Below are 25,492 nucleotides of genomic sequence, written 5' to 3'. Positions count from 1 at the left end.
CTGCGGTCGCCCGGACACGGTCATGCCCGGCGCGGCGTGGGGGACAGCAGCAGCCGGTCCGCCTCCCGCTCGCGCTCCAGCATGCGGCGCAGTGCCCCGTCCGCGTCCGCCAGCTCGGCGTACGGGCCGCGCTGCACGGCACGCCCGTCCTCGAGGACGACGACTTCGTCGACGGCGTCCAGGCCGTGCAGCCGGTGGGTGATCAGCACGGTCGTCCGGCCCTCGGTGGCCCGCAGCAGGTCGTCGGTGAGGGCGTCCGCCGTGGCGAGGTCCAGGTGCTCGGCGGGCTCGTCCAGCACCAGTACGGGGAAGTCGGCGAGGAGCGCCCGGGCGAGGGCCAGACGCTGCCGCTGGCCGCCGGAGAGCCGTGCGCCGTGCTCGCCCACCAGGGTGTCCAGCCCCTCGGGCAGGCCGTCCACCCAGTCCAGCAGCCGGGCCCGGCCGAGCGCCGCGCGCAGGTCGCCGTCGCTCGCGCCGGTCCTGGCCAGCCGCAGGTTCTCCCGGACGGAGCTGTCGAAGATGTGCGCGTCCTGGGCGCAGAGCCCGACCAGCCGGCGTACGTCGTCGCCGTCGAGCGCGTCCGCGTCCGTGCCGCCGATCCGGTACGTCCCGTCCCGCACGTCCAGGAACCGCAGCAGCACCTGGGCGAGTGTCGTCTTGCCGGACCCGGACGCCCCGACGACGGCGACCCGCCGGCCGGGCTCCAGGCGCAGGTCGAACCCCGCGAGGGCGTCCCGCTCCTGGCCCGGGTAGCGGGCGGTGAGGCCGCGCAGCTCCAGCGGGAACGGGCTGTCCGGCGCGGTCCGGGGCTCGCTCGGTTCGTGCACGGGCACGGGCGCGTCGAGGACCTCGTACACCCGCTCCGCGCTCCGCTTGACGCGCTGGCGGTACTGGACGGCCGACGGGAGGCCGGTGACCGCCTCGAACGCGGCGAGCGGGGTGAGGACGACCACGGCCAGCGCCACCCCGTCGAGCCGCCCGTCGTGCACCGCACCCGCGCCGACGAACGCGGCCGCCGCCACGGTGACCCCGGTGACCAGCGCGGACAGTCCGCCGCCCAGGGCGGTGGCGGTGGCCTGCCGGGTGGCGATGCGGGTGAGTGCGCCGTCCGCCTCCCGCATGCGGGTGAGCCGCCCGGCCAGGGCCCCCGCCACCGTCAGCTCGGCGCAGCCGCGCAGCAGGTCCACGATCCGGGTCGCGAGCGCGCCGCGGGCCGGGGCGAGCCGCTGCTCGGCGCGGCGGGCCACCGCGCCGCTCACCACCGGCACGGCCACGCCCGCGACGAGGAGCCCGGCCGCGAGGACCGCCCCGGCCTCGGGCAGCAGCCACGCGGTGAACCCGACGGCCCCCGCGCCGACCACGGCGGCGGTACCGGCGGGCAGCAGCCACCGCAGCCAGTAGTCCTGGAGGGCGTCCACGTCGGAGACGAGCCGGGACAGGAGGTCGCCGCGGCGGACCGTGCGCAGCCCCGCCGGGGCGATCCGCTCCAGCCCGCAGTAGACGGCCACCCGCAGATCGGCCAGCATCCGCAGCACGGCGTCGTGCGACACCAGCCGCTCGGCGTACCGGAACACGGCCCGCCCGATGCCGAACGCCCGGGTCGCCGTCACGGCCACCATCAGGTGGAGCACGGGGGGCTGCTCGGAGGCCCGGGAGATCAGCCACCCGGACACGGCCATCAGCCCCACGGCCGACCCCAGCGCCAGGCTGCCCAGCAGCAGCGCCAGACCGAGCCGGCCACGGAGGTCGCCGGCCGTCCTGCGCACCCGTGCCAGCACCCCGCCGCCGTGCCCGGAGTCGCCGTCCGCGGCCGCGGCCCCGCCAGCGTCCGCGGCACCGGCACCGGCACCGACGCCGGCACCGGTCTCGACGGGGGCCTGGTGCCCGCCCACGAGCCCGAAGGCCGCGTCCAGCGCGTCCAGTCCGCGCGGCGCGCCCCTCTCGGCGGTCCCCGTGACGCCGGCGGCCGGCTCCCCCAGCGTGACGACCCGGTCGGCCACCGCCAGGAGCGCCGGGCGGTGCACCACCAGGAGGACCGTCCGCCCCTCGGCGAGACGGCGCACCGCCTCCACCACGGCGCCCTCCGTCGCGCCGTCCAGCGCCGCCGTCGGCTCGTCCAGCAGGAGCAGCGGCCGGTCGGCCAGGAACGCCCGGGCCAGGGCGAGCCGTTGGCGCTGGCCCGCCGACAGTCCCGCGCCGTCCTCGCCCAGCACCGTCCCGGCACCCGCCGGCAGCGCGTCCACGAACTCGGCCGCCCCCGCGTCGCGCAGCGCCCGCGCCACGGCGTCGTCGTCGGCGTCCGGCCGGGCGAGGCGCACGTTCTCCGCGATGGTCCCGGCGAAGAGGTACGGCCGCTGGGGCACCCAGGCGATCCGCTCCCGCCAGCGCTCCGGGTCCACCGACCGCAGGTCGGCTCCCCCGACGCGTACCGCGCCACCGTCCTCCGACGGCTCCACGAACCCCAGCACGACGTCCAGCAGCGTCGACTTGCCGACCCCGCTCGGCCCGACCAGGGCGACTGTCTCACCCGGTTCGACGACGAGTGACGCGCTGTCCAGCGAGGGCTCGGCGCGACCCGCGTGCCGCACGGTCACGTTCTCCAGCTCCAGCCGCACCGCGCCGGGCACGGCCCCGCCACCGACCGGCTCGCCCCGCACCGCGCCGGGCACCGCCCCGCCACCGGCCGTGCGCACCGGGGTCTCCAGTACGGCGAAGATCTCCTCGGCGGCCGACAGCCCCTCCGCGGCCGCGTGGTACTGGGCGCCGACCTGCCGCAGCGGCAGGTACGCCTCCGGTGCCAGGATCAGGATCACCAGCCCCGTGTACAGATCCAGGTCGCCGTGCACCAGCCGCATGCCGACCCCGACGGCCACCAGGGCGACGGACAGCGTGGAGAGCAGCTCCAGGGCGAAGGACGACAGGAAGGCGATCCGCAGGGTGCGCAGCGTCGCCTGCCGGTACTCGGAGGTGATGGCCCGGATCGACTGCGCCTGCGCCTTGGCCCGGCCGAACACCTTCAGCGTCGGCAGCCCGGCCACCACGTCGAGGAAGTGTCCGGACAACCGGGACAGCAGCTTCCACTGCCGGTCCATCCGGGCCTGGGTGGCCCACCCGATCAGGACCATGAAGATCGGGATCAGCGGCAGGGTGCCGACGATGATCGCCGCCGACACCCAGTCCTCGGTGACGATCCGCGCCAGCACCGCCACCGGCACCACCACCGCGAGCCCGAGCTGCGGCAGGTAGCGCGCGAAGTAGTCGTCGAGCGCGTCCACCCCCCGGGTGGCCAGCGCCACCAGCGACCCGGCCCGCTGCCCGCTCAGCCATCCCGGCCCGAGCGCGGCAGCCCGCTCCAGCAGCCGGCCGCGCAGCTCGGACTTGACCGCGGCGCTGGCCCGATGGGCCGCCAGCTCGGTCAGCCACGTGACGACACCCCGCCCGACCGCGACCGCGGCCAGCAGCGCCAGTGGCGTCCCCAGGTCTCCGGCGTCCAGCCCCCGCTGGAACGCCCCCACCACCACTTCGGCGATGAGCATGGCCTGGGCGACGACCAGCACCGCCCCGACGACACCCAGGACCACCACGGCCGCGAGGAACAGACGGGTGGCCCGGGCGTAGCGGAGCAGACGCGGGTCGATCGGTTTCACGTGAAACATCCCTACCAGTGCGCTAGTGGGCGTCGGCGATGTGCTGGGTGCCGATGCGCTTGCGGAAGACCCAGTACGTCCACCCCTGGTACAGCATCACCAGCGGCGCGGCGATCGCCGCACACCAGGTCATGATCCTCAGGGTGTACGGGCTGGACGCGGAGTTGGCGACGGTCAGGCTCCACTCCGGACTGAGCGAGGACGGCATGACGTTCGGGAAGAGCGTCAGGAAGAGCATGGCCACCGCGGCCGCGATCGTGATGCCCGAGAGCGCGAACGACCAGCCTTCGCGCCCGGCCTTGATCGCGCCGACCGCTCCGAGCAGGGCCACGGCGGCGACCGCCATGGCGACGAGGCTCGTGCCGTCGCCGCGGGACACCTGGAGCCACCCCAGGAAGCCGAGGGACAGCACCACGGTGACCGCTCCCAGCACCAGCGCCAGCCGGCGCGCCCGCACCCGGATGTCCCCGACCGTCTTCAGGGCCGTGAAGACGGTGCCGTGGAAGGTGAAGAGCGTCAGTGTCACCGCTCCGCCCAGCAGGGCGAACGGGTTGAGCAGGTCGACCATCGTGCCGACGTACTCCTTGGTGGCGTCGATCCGCACGCCCCGGACGATGTTGGCGAAGGCGACACCCCAGAGGAACGCGGGGATCAGCGACGTCCAGAAGATGGCCTGCTCCCAGTTGTGCTGCCACTTCTCCTCCGGGCGCTTGGCCCGGTACTCGAAGGCGACACCCCGGACGATGAGGCAGACCAGGATGACCAGCAGCGGCAGGTAGAAGCCGGAGAAGAGGGTGGCGTACCAGTCGGGGAAGGCGGCGAACGTCGCCCCGCCGGCCGTGAGCAGCCACACCTCGTTGCCGTCCCAGACGGGTCCGATGGTGTTGATCAGTACCCGCTTCTCGACCCGGTTGCGGGCGAGCAGCTTGGTCAGGACGCCGACGCCGAAGTCGAAGCCCTCCAGGAAGAAGTACCCGGTCCACAGGACCGCGATGACGACGAACCAGATGTCGTGAAGTTCCATGACGCAGCTCCAGTCCTCAGTACGAAAAGGCCATGGGCCGGTCGACTTCACGCTCGGGGTTCTCCGGGTCCCGGTCGTGGCCGCCGATCCTGGTGGGCGGGTTGAGGTCGGACTCGGTCAGCTCCGGAGGACCGGCCTTCACGTACTTCACGAGCAGCCGGACCTCGATCACGGCGAGCACCGCGTAGAGGGCGGTGAAGACGACCATCGAGGTGATCACCTCGGCCTGGGAGACTCCGGGCGAGACCGCGTCACGGGTGCGCAGCACCCCGTACACCACCCAGGGCTGGCGGCCCATCTCGGTGAAGATCCATCCCCATGAGTTGGCGATGAGCGGGAAGGCCAGGGTCCACAGCGCGACGAGCCAGTACAGCTTGGTCAGCTTGGGGCTCAGGGGCTTGCGGAACAGCACCAGGTGGGGCACCTCGTCCGCCGCCACCCGCAGCCGTGGCGGCAGCAGGAACCGCTTCCGGGTCAGCCAGAGGCCGAGCAGGCCGAGCGAGAAGGACGCCATGCCGAAGCCGATCATCCACCGGAACCCCCAGTACGCGACGGGGATGTTGGGCCGGTAGTCGCCGGGGCCGTACTTCTCCTGGAGGGCCTTGTTGGTGTCGTTGATGCCGGGGACGTACGACTCGAAGTCGCTGTGGGCGAGGAAGGAGAGCAGTCCGGGGATCTCCACCGCCACCTTGTTGTGGCCCTTGTCCACGTCGCCGACGGCGAAGACCGAGAACGGCGCCGGCTTCTCGCCCTCCCACAGCGCCTCGGCCGCGGCCATCTTCATCGGCTGCTGTTCGTACATGACCTTGCCGAGGAAGTCACCGCTGATCGCGGTGAACATGCCGCCGACGACTACGGTGACCAGTCCCATGCGGAGCGAGGTCTTCATCACCGGGATGTGCTTCTTGCGCGCCAGGTGGAAGGCGGCGATGCCGACCATGAACGCGCCACCCGTCAGGAAGGCCGCCGACATGGTGTGGAACACCTGCGTCAGGGTCGTGTTCTGGGTGAGCACCAGCCAGAAGTCGGTGAGCTCGGCGCGGCCGGTCTTCTCGTTGATCTTGTAACCGACCGGGTGCTGCATCCAGGAGTTCGCCGCCAGGATGAAGTACGCCGAGAGGATGGTGCCGATCGACACCATCCATATGCAGGCGAGGTGGATCCTCTTCGGCAGCTTGTCCCAGCCGAAGATCCACAGACCGATGAAGGTCGATTCGAAGAAGAACGCGATCAGCGCCTCGAAGGCCAGCGGCGCTCCGAAGACGTCTCCGACGAAGCGCGAGTAGTCGGACCAGTTCATGCCGAACTGGAACTCCTGCACGATGCCCGTGACCACGCCCATCGCGATGTTGATGAGGAACAGCTTCCCCCAGAACTTCGTCGCCCTGAGGTACTTCTCCTTCTCGGTGCGCACCCATGCCGTCTGGAGACCGGCGGTGAGTGCGGCGAGGGAGATCGTCAAAGGAACGAAGAGGAAGTGGTAGACGGTGGTGATACCGAACTGCCACCTCGCCAGCGTCTCTGGCGCCAGAGCCAGGTCCACGTCAGCTTCTCCTTACGGCCTACGTCCTACGGTCCGGACGTCCTTGCGTCGCCTCGCCGATTCCGGTGGATCTTGGGAGGAACCAGGCGCGCTTGTGAATGCGTTCACAATCACAAGCTATTATGACTCAAACGAAATCCGTACCGGAAACCGGGGGGCCTCTTCCGCGAAAGTTCAACATCTTGTTGAATTTTGCGCATGCAGATCCGACTCTCCTGGCCCGCCGGCCAGGCCACCGCGACCCTGGACGACACGCCCACCAGCAAGGCGCTCGCAGCGGTTCTCCCGATCACCTGCACGGCCCACACCTGGGGCGAGGAGGTCTACTTCGAGACACCGGTCTCCCCGGCCCTGGAGGCCGACGCCCGCCAGGTGGTCGAGCCGGGCACCGTCGCCTTCTGGACCGAGGGCGACGCCCTGGCCCTCCCCTACGGCCCTACCCCCATCTCGCGCGGGGACGAATGCCGCCTCGCGAGCCCCTGCAACATCCTCGGGCGCGTCGACGGCGACCCGCGCGTCCTCGCCACGGTCCGCCCCGGTGACCCCATCCGCGTCGAGACGACGCCCTGACCGCCACCCGGCCGGGGGGCACCCGACGACGGCGCGCCCCGGCGCCGCCCCTCAGCCGCGCAGGCGCGCCCCGTCCCGCGCGCGCCCGCCCGCACCACCGCGCCACGCCCCCGGGACGACCGGGGGCGCGACGCCCGGTGATCCGGGTCGTGTTCGCAAAGTCTCGCCCGGCCCGCCCTCCGGGCGGACGCCGATGCTTTGCGGACAGTCCCTAGGGGGTGTCTCGCCGATCATGCCGGGCTCCCGGTGTCCGGCGCCGCACCTCGCGGCGTTGTCGTCGGTCGTCATGGTCCCCCGTGGCCCTGCGGGCACGGGAGGTGCCCCCACCGCCATGACTCCCTCCTCCGCCTTGCGATGCACGGCGTCGGACGCCGCTCGCCGATCCGGCCTGATCGACAAGACACCCCCTAGTAGCGCTCCTTGCGGAAGGCCTCCGCCGCGCGCAGGAAGATGTCGTTGGCCTCGCTCTCACCGATGGTGACCCGCACGCCCTCCCCCGGGAACGCCCGCACCACCACGCCCGCCTGCTCACAGGCGGCCGCGAAGTCCACGGTCAGCTCGCCCAGCCGCAGCCAGACGAAGTTGGCCTGCGTCTCCGGGACCGTCCAGCCCTGGCCGGCGAGCCCCTCCGACACCCGCTGCCGCTCGCACACCAGGGAGCCCACCCGGCCCAGCAGCTCGTCCTCCGCGCGCAGCGAGGCCACGGCCGCGTCCTGCGCGAGCTGGCTGACCCCGAACGGGACCGCGGTCTTGCGCAGCGCCGCGGCCACCGGGTCGTGCGCGACCGCGAAACCGACGCGCAGCCCGGCCAGCCCGTACGCCTTGGAGAAGGTGCGCAGCACGGCCACATTGGGCCGCTCACGATAGATCTCCACGCCGTCCGGCACCTCGACGTCCCTGATGAACTCGCGGTACGCCTCGTCGAGCACCACCAGCACGTCGGACGGGACCCGGTCCAGGAACCGCTCGAGCTCGGCCCGCCGCACCACGGTGCCGGTCGGGTTGTTCGGGTTGCACACGAAAACAAGCCGGGTGCGGTCGGTGATCGCGTCGGCCATCGCGTCCAGGTCGTGCACATCACCCGGGGTGAGCGGCACCTGCACCGGCGTCGCCCCGCTGACCTGCGTGATGATCGGGTACGCCTCGAAGGAGCGCCAGGCGTAGATCACCTCGTCACCGGGACCGGAGGTGGCCTGCACCAGCTGCTGGGCCACGCCCACCGAACCGGTGCCGGTGGCCAGGTGCGACACGGGCACGCCGAAGCGCTCGGCCAGCTCGTTCATCAGCCCCGTGCACGCCATGTCCGGGTACCGGTTGAACGCCGCCGCCGCGGCCAGCGCGCTCTCCATCACCCCCGGCAGCGGCGGGTACGGGTTCTCGTTGGAGGACAGCTTGTACGCGACCGGTCCCTCGGCCGCGGCGGGCTTGCCCGGCTTGTAGGTGGGAATGCCGCCCAGCACGGCGCGCAGCTTCGGGCTCGTCTCGCTCACTGTGGTCCTCCTCGACCGTACGTACCACCAATACTGCTCACCATATGAGGATTCCGGCCCGCTGCGAATGGCCGATTTCCCACGGGGCTCCTCCGAGGCGCGCCGCCCACCCCGTCCGGGGCTTCCCACCCGCCCCTCGCAAGGGCTCCGTGCCGTCCCGGCGACACCGCGCCAGCACCGGCGCAGACCGCGCGCGGCTCCCGCGCACCCCGCACGGCACCGGCGCGCCACCTCGGGGGAGCGCTCCCCGGGGTGGCGCACGCCCATGGCTCGCGCCGTGGCGCGCGTCCCCCGTAGAGGTGAGTTGAGACCTCATCGAAACATCGCCCATGCGACAGGCCCATGCATGCCGACAACTCGCGACAGCAAGCGGGAGGCGTACAACACCTGGGAATCGGAGGTGTTTTGGGGTGGCGACCGTGCAGAAACGTGCCTGTCAACGAGTGAATATGCGGACGGCTCAACCACCCGACATCGCCCTACTATCGGCTCGCCATGACAGCAGCAGGGAAGCACCAGGTGAGCCGGGCACAGACCCGGGGAAGCCGGCAAGGGCGAGCGGGCATCCGGGACGTGGCCGCCGCAGCCGGGGTCTCCATCACGACTGTCTCCGACGCGCTCAACGGCAAGGGCCGGCTCCCGGACGCCACCCGCCGCCATGTCCGCGAGGTCGCCGACCGGCTGGGCTATCGCCCGTCCGCCGCGGCCCGCACGCTCCGTACCGGCAAGTCCGGCCTCATCGGCCTGACCGTGACGACCTACGGGGATGAACCTTTCACCTTCACCGAGTTCGCGTATTTCGCCGAGATGGCCAGGGCCGCCACCTCCGCCGCGCTCGCCCGCGGCTACGCCCTGGTCATCCTGCCCGCCACCTCCCGCCATGACGTCTGGTCGAACGTCGCCCTCGACGGCACCGTCGTCATCGACCCCTCCGACCACGACCCGGTCGTCACCGAGCTGGTCCGCCAGGGCCTCCCCGTCGTCTCCGACGGCCGCCCGGCCGGCACGCTCCCGGTCACCGCCTGGGTCGACAACGACCACGAGGCAGCGGTCCTCGACCTCCTGGACCACCTCGCCGCCGCCGGCGCCCGCCGCATCGGGCTCCTCACCGGCACCACCACCGACACCTACACGCGCCTGTCCACCACCGCGTACCTGCACTGGTGCGAGCGCGTCGGGCAGGACCCGGTCTACGAGGCCTACCCGGCCCACGACCCCTGCGCCGGCGCGGTCGCCGCCGACCGGTTGCTCGCCCGCCCGGACCGCCCCGACGCGGTGTACGGGCTCTTCGACCCCAACGGCACCGACCTGCTGGCGGCGGCACGGCGCTACGGGCTGCGCGTGCCGGACGACCTCCTGCTGGTCTGCTGCAGCGAGTCGACCGTCTACGCCGCCACTGAACCGCCCATCACCACCCTCTCCCTCAAGCCCCGGCGGATCGGCACCGCGGTCGTCCAGCTCCTCATCGACGCGATCGAGGGCATCGACACCGACCGGCCCGTGGAGCAGGTGATACCGACCGAGCTGATCGTCCGGACGTCCTCCCAGCGACGGCCCCCGCGGACCACGGTCAGCCCTCCCCGATCCCCGTCCCAGGAGTGACCGACACGTGACACCCGGGAACGGCCGGGTCCACCCCTTGGTCAACAGCAGGAACATTCCTCCCCAATAGGGGAGAAATCGACCGGCGAACCGGGGGTGCACCCGGATTCACCACCCCTGGTGCGTCACACAGCACAAGCCTCATTCCTATGATGGGCGGACGACACCGCGGACCGCCCCGACCAGGCCGGTCCGCCAGGTGTAGGGCGTCGCGACGGTGGTGGAGGGGTCGATGACTCAGGGGGCCGGTCAAGGACCCGTGGTGCGGACGGCGACGTTGCGCGACTTCCGCGTGCCGCCGTACGCGCAGGTGCCCGTTCAGGCTCATGCAGCGCAGGCCGCGCACCCGGGCAACGCGTTCCCCGAGGGCGAGCCGCCCGAGGGGTACACGCCGACCGAGCGCGACCTCCCGGTGATCAACCGGGGTGACACCGTCCAGGTGTCCGTCGCCCCCGAGGAGGCCCCGGCCCAGGCCGCGGCACCGGCTCCGGACGGCGGCCCGGGTCCCCTGTACGTGGTGGGGGACGTGCACGGGTACCTCGACGAGCTGCTGGCCGCCCTGCACCGGCAGGGCCTCATCGACACCGAAGGACACTGGTCGGCGGGGAACGCCCGGCTGTGGTTCCTCGGCGACTTCACCGACCGCGGTCCCGACGGCATCGGCGTGATCGACCTCGTCATGCGGCTCTCCGCCGAGGCCGCCGCCGCCGGCGGCTACTGCAAGGCCCTGATGGGCAATCACGAACTGCTGCTGCTGGGCGCCAAGCGGTTCGCGGACACTCCCGTCAACTCCGGTGCCGGCACGGCCACTTTCCAGGCGGCCTGGCTGCTCAACGGCGGCCAGAAGAGCGACATGGACCGCCTCCAGGACGTCCACCTCCAGTGGATGTCCCGGCTGGACGCCGTGGTGGAGGAGGACGGGCACCTGCTGGTCCACTCCGACACCACCGCCTACCTGGAGTACGGATCGACCATCGAGGACGTCAACGACACCGTCCACGAGATCCTCACCCGCAACGACGCCGACGAGTGCTGGGACCTGTTCCGCAAGCTCACCAAGCGCTTCGCCTTCCGGGACGAGGCGGGGTCCACGGCCGTGCAGGAACTCCTGACGGCCTACGGCGGCGAGCGCATCGTCCACGGCCACAGCCCGATTCCGTATCTCCTCGGCGAGGTGGGTTCGGAGGACGGCGAGGACGGCGGCGGCCCGACGGTCGAAGGCCCCCACGTGTACGCGGACGGCCTGGCGATCGCCATGGACGGCGGTGTGACCATGGCCGGAAAGCTGCTGGTCGTACAGCTTCCCCTGCCCAACTGAGGCATAACGCAGCGCAGTCGGGCCAGGCGATTTCCGGAATTCCTCTGTCACCCCTCGCCATAACCGCTCTACCATCGGTATTTCCTTGGCAGGCTCTCCTCCGTTTCTGCCCGGCTGCCCGATCTACGCGGGCAAACCGGGTCCTACGGAGCATCGGGGGATGCACATGAAAAGCGCTCCGCACCTGCTGACCGAGGACCGCGCCGAGTACGAGCGCATCCTCGACGACGCACTGCGCACCGCGCACGACCGTCCGGATCTCGCCGGGATCGGGCAGCGGCTCAACAACGAGCAGCTGCGCACCATGGCGCTGAACGCAACCGCGCTGATCTCCGCGGCCGCCGCCGCTGAGTACGACCACTACGTCAAGGTGCGCGAGGAGTCGCGCACCACGGGCGGGGTGTCCGCCATCGACGCCGTCCTGGCACCGTCCGGGGACGAGAGCGACTCGGGACCGGGCGCCGGAGTCGGGGTCGTCGTCACCGTCCTGGCACCGGTTCTGGCCGGCACGGCGGCGGTCATTTTCCTGCTGGTCGGCTATGTCCTGAAGATGTTCGACCCCGCACCCGCCTTCGCGGACTCCCTGCTGACCGCCGGCTGGTTCTTCGGGGCCGTCACCGCGGCCGGCATCCTGGCCGCCGCGATCGGCATCCTGGTCACGGCGCTGCGCAACAGCTCCACCCAGGTGCCCGCGGAGGAAGCCGGCGACGAGCTTCCCGACGAGGTGGCCCGGGCCAAGGAGGCGTGGCGTCACGCCCTGCTGGAACGGGGCATCCTGCCGTTTCTCCGGGACGCGCTGGCGGATCCCAGCGCGGACCCCCTCTCGGGGGTGCCGCCGCGCCATGTCGGCCGGATCCCGAAGGTCGGTTACAGCGGACCGGAGTTCTCCAGCCCCAGCGAGGGCGCCACCGGCTCCCGTCCGACGTTCACCAGTCCCGACTTCACCAGTCCGGACTTCGGAGGCCCGGAGCACCAGCCCGACTGAGCGCGTGAACCGAGCGCAGGACGAACGCCGAGCGCAAGGCGAACGCTGGACGCAGGACGAACGCCGGAACGCAAGACGAGCACCGGCGCCGGAGGAGCGCCGAACCCCGGCTGAGCGCCTGTTTCACGTGAAACGAACAGACGTTTCACGTGAAACAGGCAGACGCCCATCGGGCGGCCGTCAGTCGGCCAGCGGGAGGTAGACCCGGTTGCCCGCCGCAGCGAACTCCGCGGACTTCTCCGCCATTCCGGCCTCGATCTCCTGCTCCTTCAGGTCACCGCCGTGCTCGCGCCGGATGTCCTGCGAGATCTTCATCGAGCAGAACTTCGGCCCGCACATGGAGCAGAAGTGCGCCGTCTTGGCCGGCTCCGCGGGCAGCGTCTCGTCGTGGAACTCGCGTGCCGTGTCCGGGTCGAGAGCCAGATTGAACTGGTCCTCCCACCGGAACTCGAACCGGGCGTCCGACAGCGCGTCGTCCCACTCCTGGGCGCCCGGGTGACCCTTGGCGAGGTCCGCCGCATGAGCGGCGATCTTGTAAGTGATGACGCCGGTCTTCACGTCGTCCCGGTTCGGCAGGCCCAGGTGCTCCTTGGGCGTGACGTAGCAGAGCATCGCGGTGCCCCACCAGGCGATCATCGCGGCGCCGATACCCGAGGTGATGTGGTCGTAGGCCGGGGCCACATCGGTGGTCAGCGGGCCGAGCGTGTAGAACGGCGCCTCCTCGCATATCTCCTGCTGGAGGTCGATGTTCTCCTTGATCTTGTGCATCGGGACGTGCCCCGGGCCCTCGATCATGGTCTGCACGTTGTGGCGCTTGGCGATCGTGTTCAGCTCACCCAGCGTCCTGAGCTCCGCGAACTGGGCCTCGTCATTGGCGTCCGCGATCGAGCCGGGCCGCAGACCGTCGCCCAGCGAGTACGTCACGTCGTATGCGGCGAGGATCTCGCACAGTTCCTCGAAGTTCTCGTAGAGGAACGACTCCTTGTGGTGCGCGAGGCACCACGCCGCCATGATGGAGCCGCCGCGGGAGACGATGCCGGTCTTGCGGCGCGCGGTCAGCGGGACGTAGCGCAGCAGCACGCCGGCGTGGACCGTCATGTAGTCGACGCCCTGCTCGGCCTGCTCGATGACCGTGTCCTTGTAGATCTCCCAGGTCAGCTCCTCGGCCTTGCCGTCGACCTTCTCCAGTGCCTGGTACAGCGGCACGGTGCCGATCGGGACGGGCGAGTTGCGCAGCACCCACTCGCGGGTGGTGTGGATGTTGCGGCCGGTGGAGAGGTCCATGACCGTGTCGGCGCCCCAGCGGGTGGCCCAGGTCATCTTCTCCACCTCCTCCTCGATGGAGGAGGTGACCGCCGAGTTGCCGATGTTGGCGTTGACCTTCACCAGGAACCGCTTGCCGATGATCATCGGCTCGATCTCCGGGTGGTTGACGTTGGCCGGCAGCACGGCCCGGCCGGCCGCGATCTCCTCGCGCACGACCTCGGGGGAGACGTTCTCGCGGATCGCGACGTACTCCATCTCCGGTGTGATCTCGCCACGCCGGGCGTACGCCAGCTGCGTCACCGCCTGGCCGTCGCGGCCGCGGCGGGGCTGGCGCGGACGGCCGGGGAACACGGCGTCGAGGTTGCGCAGCCCGCCGCGCGGCGAGGTGTGCTTGATCCCGTCGTCCTCCGGGCGGACCGGACGGCCCGCGTACTCCTCGGTGTCGCCCCGGGCGATGATCCAGTTCTCGCGCAGCGGCTCCAGGCCGCGGCGCACGTCGGTCTCGACGTTCGGGTCGGTGTACGGCCCCGACGTGTCGTACAGCGTCACGTCCTTGCCGTTGGTGAGGTGCACCTTGCGGACCGGCACACGGAGGTCGGGGCGCGACCCCTCGACGTATCCCTTGTGCCAGCCGATGGACTTCCCGGCCTCGTCGTTCTGGTTCGAGGCAGGCGTGCGTGCGTCCTGAACGGTCATCGTGACCTACTCCCTACGCCGGCATTACCCGGTAACAGGTTCGGCGGTCGACGCAGCCGTTTCCGTACCCTTCGTACGGATGTCAGCGCCCTCTCAGCCCGGTGCTCCGAGCTCCCGCGTGTGCAAAGGTGGCACCACGCTAGCGCCCTCCCGGCCACGCTGAACAGAGGGCCCCGGTCGTTCTTGCGATGATCGGTCGGTGACTTCCTCGCAGCAGTCCCCCGAACCGACCGGACAGGCACATGGTCATATCCACAGCCACGGCCACAGCCACGGTCCCGCGGCGCCCGTCTCCAAGCACCTGCGCAAGGTCATCGCCGCGGTACTGATTCCCTTCGCCACCGCGGTACTCGTCGGCCTCGCCGTCCTGTGGCCCGGAGGCGTGCCGGAGCACGAACGCACCGGCGTCGGGTTCGACCGGCAGACCGAGCAGGGCACGGTGGTCCAGGTCGACCCGGTGGACTGCAAGGACGTGAACGCCGCGCAGGTCCCGCCGACCGGTGACACGAGCACGCCGGAAGGACGTGAGGCGGTCAACGCCCAGCAAGGACAGTGCGCGAAGGCGACCGTCGAGGTCACCACGGGCAAGGACAAGGGCCGGAAGTTCGTCGAGATCGTGCAGCCGGACGCCCCTCGCCAACTGGAGGAGGGCCAGGGGGTGGTGGTCGCCTATGCCCCCGACGCCCCGCCCGACCTGCAGTACTCGGTCACCGATGTGAACCGCAAGGTGCCGATCCTGGTCCTCGCCGGCATCTTCGCGCTGGCGGTGGTGGCGGTCGGCAGGATGCGCGGGGTGATGGCGCTGATCGCGCTGGCCGCGAGCTTCGGGATCCTGACCGTCTTCATCCTGCCCGCCATCCTGCAGGGCTCGAATCCCCTGGTCGTCGCGGTGGTCGGGGCGAGCGCCATCATGCTGATCGCGCTCTACAGCTGTCACGGGCTCACCGCGCGGACCTCGGTGGCCGTGATCGGCACCCTGATCTCGCTGCTGCTGATCGGTCTGCTCGGCTCGGTGTTCATCGACTGGGCGTCCCTCACCGGCAACACCGATGACTACACGGGCCTCATCCATGGGCTCTATCCGGAGATCGACATGTCCGGCCTGCTGCTCGCCGGCATCATCATCGGATCTCTCGGTGTGCTGGACGACGTGACCGTGACCCAGACGTCGGCGGTGTGGGAACTGCACCAGGCGGACCCGAAGATGGGCCCGCGCGCCCTGTACCGCGCGGCCATCCGCATCGGCCGGGACCACATCGCCTCGGTGGTGAACACCCTGGTGCTCGCGTACGCCGGTGCGGCGCTCCCCCTGCTGCTGCTGTTCTCGATCGCGCAGAGCAGCGTGGGGACGGTCGCCAACAGCGAACTGGTCGCCCAGGAAATCGTGCGGACTCTGGTGGGTTCGATCGGTCTGGTCGCCTCGGTACCGGTGACCACCGTCCTGGCGGCCCTGGTCGTCTCCGCCGACCGTCCGGAGGACGCGGCGGCACCCACGGGCCGTGGGAGCGGCCGGGGCCGGCGGCGCAAGAAGTGACCCCGTCCGGGCCGCCGACCCAGGGTGCCGGCCCGGGGTGCCGGCGGGGTGCCGGCCCGGGGCTGCCGTACGACGGCCCGGGCCGGCCGGCACGTCAGCCGGCGTTCTCCTCCGCGAGGATCCGGCCGAGCGCCTCCTCCAGGTGCTCCTCGAAGTCGCCGAGCGTACGCTCCTGGCCCAGCGGCACCAGCTTGTCGGTGCGGTCGAGGAAGGCCACCAGGGGCGGTGCGCTCGACCGGAACAGCGCCCGGTCCGCGCCGACCTGCAACCGGATGCTGACGTCCGACAGGTCCTCGGGACCGGTCGGAGTGATGTGCACATCGCCGTCACCGCTCGGTCCGTTGATGCCGTCCAGCAGCAGCTCTCTGCCGAACGCCCAGGTGACAGGCGCATCGCCGGGGAGATGGAACGTCATCCGGACTGCGAAGGGGTCTCTCGTCTCGTACCCCAGCTCGACCGGAATCCTGAAGGACAGCTCCTCGGAGACGACGAAGCTCATCAGGACCTCGGCCTGAACCGACTCGCGCATCATGTACCCCGCAATGGATGAAGCAGTGGTGAACAACGGCTGATGAAGATCGGTGAGGAAAGCGGCTGGAAAAATCGGCCAGTAATGATCTGTGCTGACCTCTTGACGTAATCGTCCTGTAAGCACTACAGGATCACAAGGAGTGAGTTTTCAGATACTGATAGAGAAGGCAAGCGAGTTGAAGAGCCGTCCCACCTCCTGGCGCAGCCGGTCGACCGCGGGCATCAGCCGTTGCTCCTGGTGGGAGGGTACGGAAATGGCCATGGTGGCGGCGGCGGAGCCCGCCGTGATGGGGATGGCCGCGCAGACCGTACCGAGCGCGTACTCCTGACGTTCGACGACCGGCTGGGTCCGCTCGGCGCTCCTCAGGCGGGACAGCAGCGTCCGGCCGTCACGCACGGTGTACGGAGTGATCGGCTGGACGGGATGGCGGTCCAGGTGGTCCCGGCGGTCCCGCTCGTCGAGCTGGCTCAGCAGGCACTGGCCGATCGCGTGGGCGTGGCCCGTCTCGCGGAAGTCGGCCCACTCGTCGACGGCGGGGGCCGTGGGCGTGTCGGAGACCGAGACGAGCTCGATCTCACCGTCCCGGTACACCGCGAAGTACACGGGGACGCCGATGGTGTCGCGCCAGTGCGCGAGCGACGTCACGATCTTGCTGCGACGATTCTGCAGAGCTTCACCACGCGCCAGCCGCCCCACCGCCTCGCCGAGCACGAACACGCCCTGCTCCCGGCGCAGATATCCCTCGTAGGTGAGCGTGCGCAGCAGGTGGTACGCGGTGGGCAGCGGCAGGCCGGTCTCACGCGCCAGCTGCTTGGCGGGCGCCCCGTCGGCATGGGCTCCCACGGCTTCCAGCAGCATCAGCGCCCGCTGCACGGAGGTGATCAGGGTCGGGGGCGGAGCAGGGGTGGGGACAGGGGGACGGAAATGCGGTGCCGTGGCCAAAGGTCACCCCCAGGCGTTTCGCCCCGTTCAGTCGTACGAACCGCTGGCAGGGCGTGAGGAAACCCCTTGATTCCAAGGGCAGCGGAGACTCGCCACTCTAATGGCAGCCTCCGTTCGGGGTGAGGTTTCGCCGGGGCCGTTCCCCCGCGCGGGCTAACGTCCGCCCACCCGGCCGGGCAGGCGGACGACGTGTTCGTACGCCTGTGTCAGCGCGGCGCCGGCGGCCGGGTCACCAGTCCTCGCGGGACGACGACGAGGACATGAACTTGCGCACCACGTAGATCAGCCCGCCGACCAGCACCGCGAACACGAGCACCTTGAACAACAGCCCGATCAGCACGCTGAGCACCGTCCCGATCAGCCCGCCGAACACCACCAGCGCGATCACGGGTATGGCGATCCACTTCACCCACCAGGGCATTCCCGCGAGAACGTTCCGAACCGCCGCCATCGTCCCTACCTCATCTCCGGTGCCACGTCATACCGTTGGTCACCCTCGATGCTAGGTGCCGGCGGACCGGCACGGACGCTCCCCGGCCCCCGCTCTCCCCTGATCCTCCCCCTAGGGAACCCGGGCTCCGCCGGACGCCGGCCGTCAGCTCTCCGGAGGAGAGAAGACCACCATCACCCGCAGGTCCTCGGTGATGTGGTGGAACTTGTGGGGCACGCCGGCCGGTACGTAGACCACGCTTCCCCGCCCGACCTGGGTCGTCTCCGTCCCCACCGTGATCGACGCCCGCCCGCTGACGACGAAGTACACCTCGTCCTCCTTGTGCGGCTGCTGCGGGTCGAGCTGCCCCGCGTCGAGCGCGTACAGGCCGACCGACATGTTCCGCTCACGAAGGAACTGCAGGTAGGCGCCGTCGTTGGCGGCGCGTTCCGCCTCCAGCTCGTCCAGTCGGAATGCCTTCATCGCCCGTCCGCCCCTGCTCTCGGTCCGATCCCTCTGCCACGATCAGACACATGATGAATTTCCTCGTCAAGACGATCGCCAACGCGGCCGCCCTGGCCGTGGCGATCTGGCTGCTCGCCGACATCACCCTGACCGGTGACAGTACCGGCAGGAAGGCACTGACCCTGGTCCTGGTGGCCCTGGTCTTCGGCATCGTGAACGCCCTGGTCAAGCCGGTCGTGAAGCTGCTCACGCTGCCCCTGTTCATCCTCACGCTCGGCCTGTTCACGCTGGTCGTCAACGCCCTGATGCTCCTGCTCACCTCGTGGCTGGCCGACGTCCTCGACCTGAACTTCCACGTCGAGGGCTTCTGGACCGCCGTGCTCGGTGGCCTGATCATCTCCGTCGTGTCGTGGGCCATGGACGTGGTCCTCCCCGAGGACAAGGACTGAGGCCGCCGGCACCCCGGGGGCCGGAGCAACCGCCGGGACCGGTACGGCGGCAGGCCCCGGCCCGCACCCCGGCGACGCCGGCCGGGCACGGCGTACCGGATCCTTTGTACGGCTCCCGGGACGGATCCGAGGAGCGCACCCGGGGCCGGTGCGGGCGGCGGGCGGAGGACCGCCCGGCGACGAACGGCCGAGAGTGAAGGAGCGTGCCGCATGACATGGGGCGACGGGACCAGGGCGGTACGGGCCGGGCTGCCCGAGCCGAAGGCGTACGAACCGACCCTGCCGGGGCCGGTGTTCGCCGCCCACTACCACCTGCCCGGCGAGCCGACCGGCCCGTACACCTACGGACGCGACGAGAACCCGACCTGGACGCATCTGGAGCGGGCCATCGGTGAGCTGGAGGCTCCGGGCGAGCCGGATGTCGGGACGGTCGTCTTCGCGTCCGGCATGGCCGCCATCTCCTCCGTGCTGTTCTCGCAGCTCAGAGCCGGTGACGCGGTCGTCCTGCCGGCCGACGGCTACCAGGCGCTGGCGCTGGTGCGTGAGCAGCTGGAGGCGTACGGCATCGAGGTGCGCACCGCGCCGACCGGGGGGGACGCGCAGCTGTCGGTGCTGGACGGGGCGCGGCTGCTGTGGATCGAGACGCCGTCGAACCCGGGCCTGGACGTGTGCGACGTCCGGCGCCTGGTGGCCGCCGCCCGGGAGGCCGGCGCGCTGGTCGCGGTCGACAACACGCTCGCCACACCGCTGGGGCAGCGTCCCCTGGAGCTGGGCGCCGACTTCTCCGTCGCCAGCGACACCAAGGGGCTGACCGGCCACGGCGACATCCTGCTCGGGCACGTGACCTGCCGCGAGGCCTCGCTCGCCGGAGCCGTACGGCGCTGGCGCAAGATCGCCGGGGCCATTCCCGGGCCGATGGAGGCCTGGCTCGCCCACCGCTCGCTGGCCACGCTCCAGCTGCGGGTCGACCGGCAGTGCGCGACCGCGCTGGCCCTCGCCGAGGCGCTGTCGGCGCGCGACGACGTGTCCGGGCTGCGGTATCCGGGGCTGCCCGGCGACCCGTCGCACAAGGTGGCGGCCGGGCAGATGCGGCGTTTCGGGTCGGTCGTCTCGTTCGTCCTGTCCGACCGGGCGCGGGCGGAGCGCTTCCTGGAGGCGCTGCGGCTGGTCGACGACGCGACGAGCTTCGGGGGTGTGCGCTCCACGGCGGAGCGGCGCGGCCGGTGGGGCGGGGACGCGGTGCCCGAGGGCTTCGTCCGCTTCTCGGTCGGCGCGGAGGACGCCGAGGACCTGGTGGCGGACGTGCTGCGCGCACTGGACGAGGTGCGCTGACCACGTCGCGTACGGCGGACGGACGGTCCGAGCCTCCCCCCTCATGGCTCGGACCGTCCGCGCTTTTCAGCGGATGACCGCGTGTACAAGGCTAGTTGACTCTGTGTCAGTGTCCAATCACTGTAGCGACAGAGACCTATCGACTTATTTATAGTTGGACGGTCGGCCCTGAGGCACCGTCAGCCGGACGTGGCCTGGGGTGGGAGGGGGGAGGCGCATGGATCTGGCGTTGCTGCGTACGTTCGTCACGGTGCACCGGGCCGGTTCCTTCACCCGCGCCGCGGCCCTCCTGGGGCTCTCGCAGCCGGCCGTCACCAGCCAGATCCGTTCCCTGGAGCGGCAGTTGGGCCGCCCGCTCTTCCTGCGCCAGGCCCGTGGCGTCACCCCCACCACCATCGGCGACGAGCTCGCCCACCGCGCGGCACCGCACCTGGACGCGCTCGTCGAGATCGTCGAGGCGGGACTCGACGACGAGGCCGGGGTACGCACCCTCCACCTCGCCGGTCCTCCCGAGTTCACCTCCGTCCGCGTCCTGCCCGCCCTCACGAAGCTGGTCTCCCAGGGGCTCGCCGTCCGCACGTCGCTGGTCTCCGCCGCCGAGGAGGTCCTCGACGGGCTGGCGGCCGGCCACCACGACGTGGCCGTCGCCACCGCCCGCCCCCGCGGCGGGCTCCTCACCGCGACCCCGCTCTGCGACGAGGAGCACGTCCTGGTCGCCTCCCCGCGCTGGGCCGCCCGCCTGGCCCCGGGTGTCCTGCTGCGCAAGGGCGCCGTCGTGCTGGAGCAGCTGCCGGTGGTCGAGGTGCACGAGTCGCTGCCGTTCGTCGCGCGCTACTGGGCGGCCGTCTTCGAGTCGAAACCGGCCGCCGCTGCCACCGTGATCGTGCCGGACCTGCGCGCCGTCCTGGAGTCGGCCGCCTCGGGCGCCGGGCTCGCCGTGCTGCCCCGCTACCTGTGCGAGGACGCCCTGGCCGACGGCCGGCTGGTAGCCCTGCTGGACCCGCCGGTGCCGCCCCTGCGCACGTATTTCGTGGTGGTGCGCACCGGCACGCTCTCCCTGCCGCACATCGCGCGGGCGCACGACTCGCTGCTGCGTGCCGCGACCGACTGGTGACAACCCGTGGGGGGCCGCGTCCCGGGGTTTCAGAAGGGCCACCGCGGGCCATTTTCAAGCCATGACCGAACGTCCAGTGGTCAAGCGCACCGCACGCGCCATCCTGCTCGACGGCGACGACCTCGTCCTGATCAAGCGTACGAAGCCAGGCATGGACCCGTACTGGGTCACACCGGGCGGCGGGGTCGAGCCGGACGACGCCACGGTGGTCGACGCGCTCCACCGGGAGGTGCACGAGGAGCTGGGCGCCAAGATCGTGGACGTGGTGCCGTGCTTCGTCGACACGGTCGAGCACATCGTCGACGGTGGCGTCTCGGGCGTGAAGGTCCAGCACTTCTTCGTGTGCCGGCTGGAGTCCATGGACCTCGCGCAGCGGCACGGGCCGGAGGTGGACGAGCCGCTCGGTGAGTACGAGGTCGTACGGGTCCCCTTCAGCCGGGTGGGCATCGCCGCGGTCCACCTCGTGCCGCTGTCGCTGCGGCACTACCTGGACGGCAACATCGAGGGCGTGCGGGCCATGCACGCCCCCGACCTGGGCTAGATCACTGCGGGCCTCCGGCTAGTCGGCCGCCGCCACGAGTTCGTCCAGCGAGTCGTGGCGGATCCGTTCGTACGGCACCCCGACCCCGCGCAGCGCGTCGACCCCGCTGCGGATCATGCCGGCCGGGCCCGAGAGGTAGGCGTCGTACTCGTTCCAGGGGCCGAATTCGCGCACCGCGTCCGGCAGCTGCGTCCTGCCGTCGACGATCGCCCGCACCTCCAGCCATGGATGGGCCTGGCTGAGCCGGAGCATGGTGTCGATGTCGTAGAGGTCGTGATCGGTCCGGGCACCGTAGAAGACCTCGACCGGGCGCCGGGCACCGTGCTCGGCGACGTCCTCGACCAGCGCCTTGATGGGTGCGATGCCGGTACCGCCGCCGACGCAGAGCAGCCCGTTGTCGGTGGTGTGGTCGACGGTCATCGATCCGGCGGGCGGCCCCAGGCGTAGTACGTCCCCGGGGCGGGCGCGGTGGACCAGGGCGTTGGACACCCAGCCGGCCGGCACGGCCTTGACGTGGAAGGACAGCAGCCCGTCGGACCGGGGCGCGGAGGCGAAGGAGTAGTGCCGCCAGATCCTCGGCCACCAGGGCGTCTCCAGGCTCGTGTACTGCCCGGCGAGGAAGGGGTAGGGCTGGTCGGGGCGGACCGTGACGACCGCGATGTCGGGCGTTCTCAGGTCGTGCGACACCACTTCGGCGTGCCACCAGGCGGGGGCGTGCCGCTCGTTCTCCGCCGCCGCGTCGATCATGATCTGGGAGATCGTGGTGTACGTGCGGACCCAGGCGGCCTCGGTCTCCTCGTCCCAGGTCGTCGTCGCGTACCGGCTCAGCGCCCCGATGAGGGCCTCGCCGACGGCCGGGTAGTGCGAGGCGTCGGTTCCGTACTTGCGGTGACCGCGCCCGAGGTGCTGCAGGTACTCGGTGAGCACCCCCGGGTCGTCCATGTGCTCGGCCGCCGTCAGCAGGGCCCTCAGGAGCCGGTCGCGCTGGCTGTCCATCGCCGCGGGGAACAGCGCGCGCAGCTCGGGGTTCCGGGTGAAGAGCAGGGCGTAGAAGTACGAGGTGACCTTGTCCGCCACGGGCGCGATCTCGCCGAGCGTCCGCCGGACCCGTATCGCGTCGGGCGAGCCGGCCTCGGCGGCCGCGGTACCGGTGGGCGGTGCCGGGGGCGCTCCGGGCGCGGGGCGGGCGGATGGCTCATGGCCGGTGTCGAGCGGGCCGGCCGCCGGGGCCTGGGGTCCGGAAGCCGCCCGCGGGTCGGTGGGATGCTCGTGCGCCGGGCGCTCGGAGCCGTCGGGCCACGGCACGGTCGGCTGTGCGGGAGCCGGGGATGCCGGACGGCCCTGCGGTTCCGCCGTGGCCGTGGTCGCCGCCCCACCGGCGCCGACCCTGCGTATGGAGGTGAACGGCGGGCGTCGGCCCGTTATGTGGTCCTGGGTTACGTCGGGCGCCTCCCGGCCTTCCGCCTCGGGCTCCGCCCGTTCTCCGGCGGCGGCATCGGAGCCGCCGGGTCGAGCGGCGACCGGTTTGCGCGGGGTGAACCAGCCACCTCCTCCGCCGCTGTCGCCGGAAGTGCCGTTCTCGGCCGACATGGTGGTCGGAGCGTCCATAGAGTGCCTCGCCTCGAACATCTCTCGGTCGGTCTGTGCACTTCCGACGGCCCGGAAGGTGCCTCAATTCGCCGCTTTCGGCTCGTATTCGGTGCCCGCCGCTGCTCACCGTAACCCTCGGCCGCACCACGAATCAGCGTGGGTGCCGTCCGCCGCCTCATCGCCCGGGGCGGTTCCGGACACAGGAGGGCAGGAGACACCGGCTCGCCAGGAGGAGAGCGGAAAGCCCGGATTTCGCCCCTGCTTTTCGTTGGGTTGCGACGGCACCGCCGTGTCCTTCGACCAACGGCCCTGTCATGCCGGTTCGTTCGCTTCGCGGAGACCGCCTCCCGTATACGCGTGTGCGGCAAGCCCGGACAGATGATGGACCACATTGATCGCCACCGCTACCGGGACCGCTGCGAAGATCTCCGCGTCGGACATGGAATCACCGTATGCAACACACTCGTCCAGTTCCACCCCCAACTCTGCACAGAGTCAGTTCTCGATCTTCACTTCCGCCACCGCATGAGGAATGCCCTCCCGGCGGGGAAATCGGGTGACGGGGATATGACGGCGCAATAGCCCCCAACGTCGCGCCGCGCCCCTCGATTGGGTGTGCCGTGCTGCTCGGTGTGTTTCACGTGAAACATCCCCGCCCCTCGGTCGGCTGAGAGCCGGTCCGGAGGGGCGGGGATCGGGTGACGCGACGCCCCTATGCCAGGGCCTCCACGGCGGCAGTGGCGAAGCCGTGGTCCTGCTCCGGGGCGCCACCGCCCACGCCGATCGCACCGATCAGCCGGCCGTCGCGGTGGACGGGCACGCCACCGGCGATGAACAGGAGGGGGCGGTCCAGCGCTGTAGGGAGCGTGTGGAACGGACCGCCGGGCTGGACCGCGTCCACCAGATCCGCGGTCGGAGTGTTCAGCTGCAGGGCGGTGAACGCCTTGCGGGTGCTCGTCTCGCCGGCGATCAGTACGGCGCGATCGTCACGGCGGAAGGCGAGCAGGTGGCCGCCGGCGTCCAGGACGGTGACGGCCACGGTGACCCCGGCCGCCTCTGCGGCGCGGCGGGCCGTGTCCACGAGTGCCTCTGCGTCCTGAGTGGTCAGCGGGGCGACGGCGGTGGCGGTGGTGCTCATGTGCGGTGTGCTCCTTGGTGCGGTGTGAGAGAGATGCGGTGGGGTGGCGTCAGGCGGTGCGACCGCGTGTCAGGCCTGGCGGACCGGGATGGCGGTTGCTTCGGAGGTGGCGCCCGCCACGACACGGCTCCTGCGGCCGGTGTCCCGGCGCTCCAGTGCGCTGGAGAGGACTGCCAGCACCAGTGCCGAGGCGGCGAGCGCGGCACCGACCCAGTTGGGGGCCGTGAAGCCCAGTCCGGCGGCGATGACGATGCCGCCGAGCCAGGACGCCAGGGAGTTGCCCAGGTTGAAGGCGCCGATGTTCACGGCGGAGGCCAGCGTCGGAGCTCCGGATGCCTGGTCCAGGATGCGCTTCTGCAGGGGCGGTACGGTCGCGAAGCCCAGGGCGCCGATCAGGGTGAGGGTGACGGCCGCGGCGACCTTGTCATGGGCGGTGAACGTGAACAGGGCGAGAACCAGGGCGAGCGCCGCCAGCGAGACGTACAGCAGGGGCATCAGCGCCCGGTCGGCGAGCTTGCCGCCGATCAGGTTGCCGCCGACCATGCCGAGGCCGAAGAGCACCAGCAGCCAGGTGACGGAGCCCGCGGAGTAGCCGGCGACGTCGGTCATCATCGGGGTGATGTAGGTGATCGCGGCGAAGACACCGCCGAAGCCGAGGATCGTCATCGCCATGGCGAGCAGGACCTGCACATTGCGGAAGGCCGCGAACTCGTGCCGCAGTCGTACGCCCTCGGGCTTGGGCTGCTCCGGCACCAGCTTGGCGACACCGAGCAGGCCCAGCACTCCGAGGCCCGCGACCAGGAAGAACGTGGTGCGCCAGCCGGCGCTCTGACCGATGAAGGTGCCGAGCGGCACGCCCACGACATTGGCGACGGTCAGCCCGGTGAACATCATGGCGATCGCTCCCGCCTTCTTCTCCGGGGCCACCAGGTCGGCGGCGACCACCGACCCGATGCCGAAGAAGGCGCCGTGCGCGAAGGAGGCGACGACACGGCCCGCGAGCATGACCTCGAAGGCGGGGGCGGCGGCGGAGAGGACGTTGCCCGCGATGAAGAGGACCATCAGCAGCATCAGCATCCGCTTGCGGGACACCCGCGTGCCGAGTGCGGTCATCAGGGGGGCACCGAGAACGACGCCGAGGCCGTAGCCGGTGACCAGCAGGCCGGCGGTGGGGATCGAGACCTGGAAGTCGGCCGCCACCTCGGGCAGCAGCCCCATGATCACGAACTCGGTCGTACCGATACCGAAGGCCCCGATGGCGAGGGCCAGGAGCGCGAGGGGCAT

General features: G+C 71.1%; 22 protein-coding genes. 9 read left to right on the top strand and 13 right to left on the bottom strand.

The window, feature by feature from the left end; translation table 11 throughout:
* Positions 1-20: 20 nt before the first annotated feature.
* Genes cydD through A4V12_RS14715 form a run of 3 tightly spaced genes read right to left on the bottom strand, consistent with a single transcriptional unit; the run spans position 21 to position 6,214 of the window.
* Positions 21-3,647 carry a thiol reductant ABC exporter subunit CydD gene (gene cydD / locus A4V12_RS14725; protein ID WP_064069786.1) on the bottom strand — a complete coding sequence of 1,209 codons (3,627 nt, stop codon included), beginning with the start codon at positions 3,645-3,647 and terminating at the stop codon, positions 21-23.
* Positions 3,648-3,669: 22 nt separating this feature from the next.
* Positions 3,670-4,671: a cytochrome d ubiquinol oxidase subunit II gene (cydB, locus tag A4V12_RS14720; protein WP_064069785.1), complete on the bottom strand. Its 1,002-nt coding sequence runs from the start codon at positions 4,669-4,671 to the stop codon at positions 3,670-3,672.
* A gap of 16 nt (positions 4,672-4,687) precedes the next feature.
* Positions 4,688-6,214 (bottom strand): cytochrome ubiquinol oxidase subunit I, encoded by a 1,527-nt coding sequence (locus A4V12_RS14715; protein WP_064069784.1) that lies wholly within the window; start codon positions 6,212-6,214, stop codon positions 4,688-4,690.
* Between the two features lie 198 nt (positions 6,215-6,412).
* Here A4V12_RS14715 and A4V12_RS14710 point away from each other — a divergent pair, with 198 nt between their 5' ends.
* Entirely contained in the window at positions 6,413-6,784 is a 372-nt protein-coding gene (locus A4V12_RS14710) for a cyclophilin-like fold protein (protein ID WP_064069783.1), read from the top strand.
* Between the two features lie 407 nt (positions 6,785-7,191).
* On the opposite strand, the gene hisC is transcribed toward A4V12_RS14710, so the two are convergent.
* On the bottom strand, positions 7,192-8,274 hold the full coding sequence (hisC, locus tag A4V12_RS14705; protein ID WP_064069782.1) for a histidinol-phosphate transaminase: 1,083 nt from the start codon (positions 8,272-8,274) through the stop codon (positions 7,192-7,194).
* Positions 8,275-8,769: 495 nt separating this feature from the next.
* On the opposite strand from hisC, the gene A4V12_RS14700 reads away from it, so the two are divergent.
* The 3 genes from A4V12_RS14700 (at position 8,770) to A4V12_RS14690 (ending at position 12,179) form a co-directional block, all read left to right on the top strand.
* Entirely contained in the window at positions 8,770-9,876 is a 1,107-nt protein-coding gene (locus tag A4V12_RS14700; protein ID WP_064069781.1) for a LacI family DNA-binding transcriptional regulator, read from the top strand.
* Between the two features lie 217 nt (positions 9,877-10,093).
* A complete protein-coding gene (locus A4V12_RS14695; RefSeq protein WP_267893193.1) occupies positions 10,094-11,194 on the top strand; it encodes a metallophosphoesterase in 1,101 nt (366 codons plus the stop codon).
* Between the two features lie 160 nt (positions 11,195-11,354).
* A complete protein-coding gene (locus A4V12_RS14690) occupies positions 11,355-12,179 on the top strand; it encodes a hypothetical protein (protein WP_064069779.1) in 825 nt (274 codons plus the stop codon).
* Between the two features lie 180 nt (positions 12,180-12,359).
* On the opposite strand, the gene thiC is transcribed toward A4V12_RS14690, so the two are convergent.
* Positions 12,360-14,141: a phosphomethylpyrimidine synthase ThiC gene (thiC, locus tag A4V12_RS14685; RefSeq protein ID WP_064069778.1), complete on the bottom strand. Its 1,782-nt coding sequence runs from the start codon at positions 14,139-14,141 to the stop codon at positions 12,360-12,362.
* 199 nt (positions 14,142-14,340) lie between these two features.
* Here thiC and A4V12_RS14680 point away from each other — a divergent pair, with 199 nt between their 5' ends.
* On the top strand, positions 14,341-15,675 hold the full coding sequence (locus A4V12_RS14680; protein WP_064069777.1) for a YibE/F family protein: 1,335 nt from the start codon (positions 14,341-14,343) through the stop codon (positions 15,673-15,675).
* 94 nt (positions 15,676-15,769) lie between these two features.
* Here A4V12_RS14680 and A4V12_RS14675 read toward each other — a convergent pair whose 3' ends face one another.
* The 4 genes from A4V12_RS14675 to A4V12_RS14660 all read right to left on the bottom strand — a co-directional run bounded on the left by A4V12_RS14675 (position 15,770) and on the right by A4V12_RS14660 (position 18,062).
* A complete protein-coding gene (locus A4V12_RS14675; RefSeq protein ID WP_064069862.1) occupies positions 15,770-16,204 on the bottom strand; it encodes an SsgA family sporulation/cell division regulator in 435 nt (144 codons plus the stop codon).
* A 150-nt stretch (positions 16,205-16,354) separates the two neighbouring features.
* A complete protein-coding gene (locus A4V12_RS14670) occupies positions 16,355-17,065 on the bottom strand; it encodes an IclR family transcriptional regulator (RefSeq protein ID WP_199831294.1) in 711 nt (236 codons plus the stop codon).
* Positions 17,066-17,378: 313 nt separating this feature from the next.
* The gene (locus A4V12_RS14665) at positions 17,379-17,600 is read right to left on the bottom strand and encodes a DUF5326 family protein (protein WP_064069775.1); all 222 of its coding nucleotides are present in this window, start codon (positions 17,598-17,600) and stop codon (positions 17,379-17,381) included.
* Between the two features lie 144 nt (positions 17,601-17,744).
* Positions 17,745-18,062 carry a cupin domain-containing protein gene (locus tag A4V12_RS14660; RefSeq protein WP_064069774.1) on the bottom strand — a complete coding sequence of 106 codons (318 nt, stop codon included), beginning with the start codon at positions 18,060-18,062 and terminating at the stop codon, positions 17,745-17,747.
* A 50-nt stretch (positions 18,063-18,112) separates the two neighbouring features.
* Between A4V12_RS14660 and A4V12_RS14655 the strand changes: the two genes are divergently transcribed.
* From A4V12_RS14655 to A4V12_RS14640, 4 genes are all read left to right on the top strand, one after another.
* Positions 18,113-18,493, top strand: a complete 381-nt coding sequence (locus A4V12_RS14655) for a phage holin family protein (protein WP_064069773.1) — start codon at positions 18,113-18,115, stop codon at positions 18,491-18,493.
* A 210-nt stretch (positions 18,494-18,703) separates the two neighbouring features.
* Positions 18,704-19,825, top strand: coding sequence for a cystathionine gamma-lyase (locus tag A4V12_RS14650; RefSeq protein ID WP_064069772.1), 1,122 nt, complete (start codon positions 18,704-18,706; stop codon positions 19,823-19,825).
* A 217-nt stretch (positions 19,826-20,042) separates the two neighbouring features.
* Positions 20,043-20,939 (top strand): LysR family transcriptional regulator, encoded by an 897-nt coding sequence (locus tag A4V12_RS14645; RefSeq protein ID WP_064069771.1) that lies wholly within the window; start codon positions 20,043-20,045, stop codon positions 20,937-20,939.
* 61 nt (positions 20,940-21,000) lie between these two features.
* Positions 21,001-21,480 carry an NUDIX domain-containing protein gene (locus tag A4V12_RS14640; protein WP_064069770.1) on the top strand — a complete coding sequence of 160 codons (480 nt, stop codon included), beginning with the start codon at positions 21,001-21,003 and terminating at the stop codon, positions 21,478-21,480.
* An 18-nt stretch (positions 21,481-21,498) separates the two neighbouring features.
* Here A4V12_RS14640 and A4V12_RS14635 read toward each other — a convergent pair whose 3' ends face one another.
* From A4V12_RS14635 to A4V12_RS14625, 4 genes are all read right to left on the bottom strand, one after another.
* Entirely contained in the window at positions 21,499-23,088 is a 1,590-nt protein-coding gene (locus A4V12_RS14635) for a globin domain-containing protein (RefSeq protein WP_064069769.1), read from the bottom strand.
* Between the two features lie 294 nt (positions 23,089-23,382).
* Positions 23,383-23,511, bottom strand: a complete 129-nt coding sequence (locus A4V12_RS39755; protein ID WP_344426647.1) for a hypothetical protein — start codon at positions 23,509-23,511, stop codon at positions 23,383-23,385.
* A gap of 271 nt (positions 23,512-23,782) precedes the next feature.
* Positions 23,783-24,208, bottom strand: a complete 426-nt coding sequence (locus tag A4V12_RS14630; RefSeq protein WP_064069768.1) for a GlcG/HbpS family heme-binding protein — start codon at positions 24,206-24,208, stop codon at positions 23,783-23,785.
* Positions 24,209-24,277: 69 nt separating this feature from the next.
* Positions 24,278-25,492 (bottom strand): MFS transporter, encoded by a 1,215-nt coding sequence (locus A4V12_RS14625; protein ID WP_064069767.1) that lies wholly within the window; start codon positions 25,490-25,492, stop codon positions 24,278-24,280.

Source organism: Streptomyces noursei (assembly GCF_001646665.1).
Lineage (GTDB): Bacteria > Actinomycetota > Actinomycetes > Streptomycetales > Streptomycetaceae > Streptomyces > Streptomyces lavendulocolor.
The sequence above is the reverse complement of the archived record's forward strand: the minus strand, read 5'-3'. Positions and strand labels throughout refer to the sequence as shown.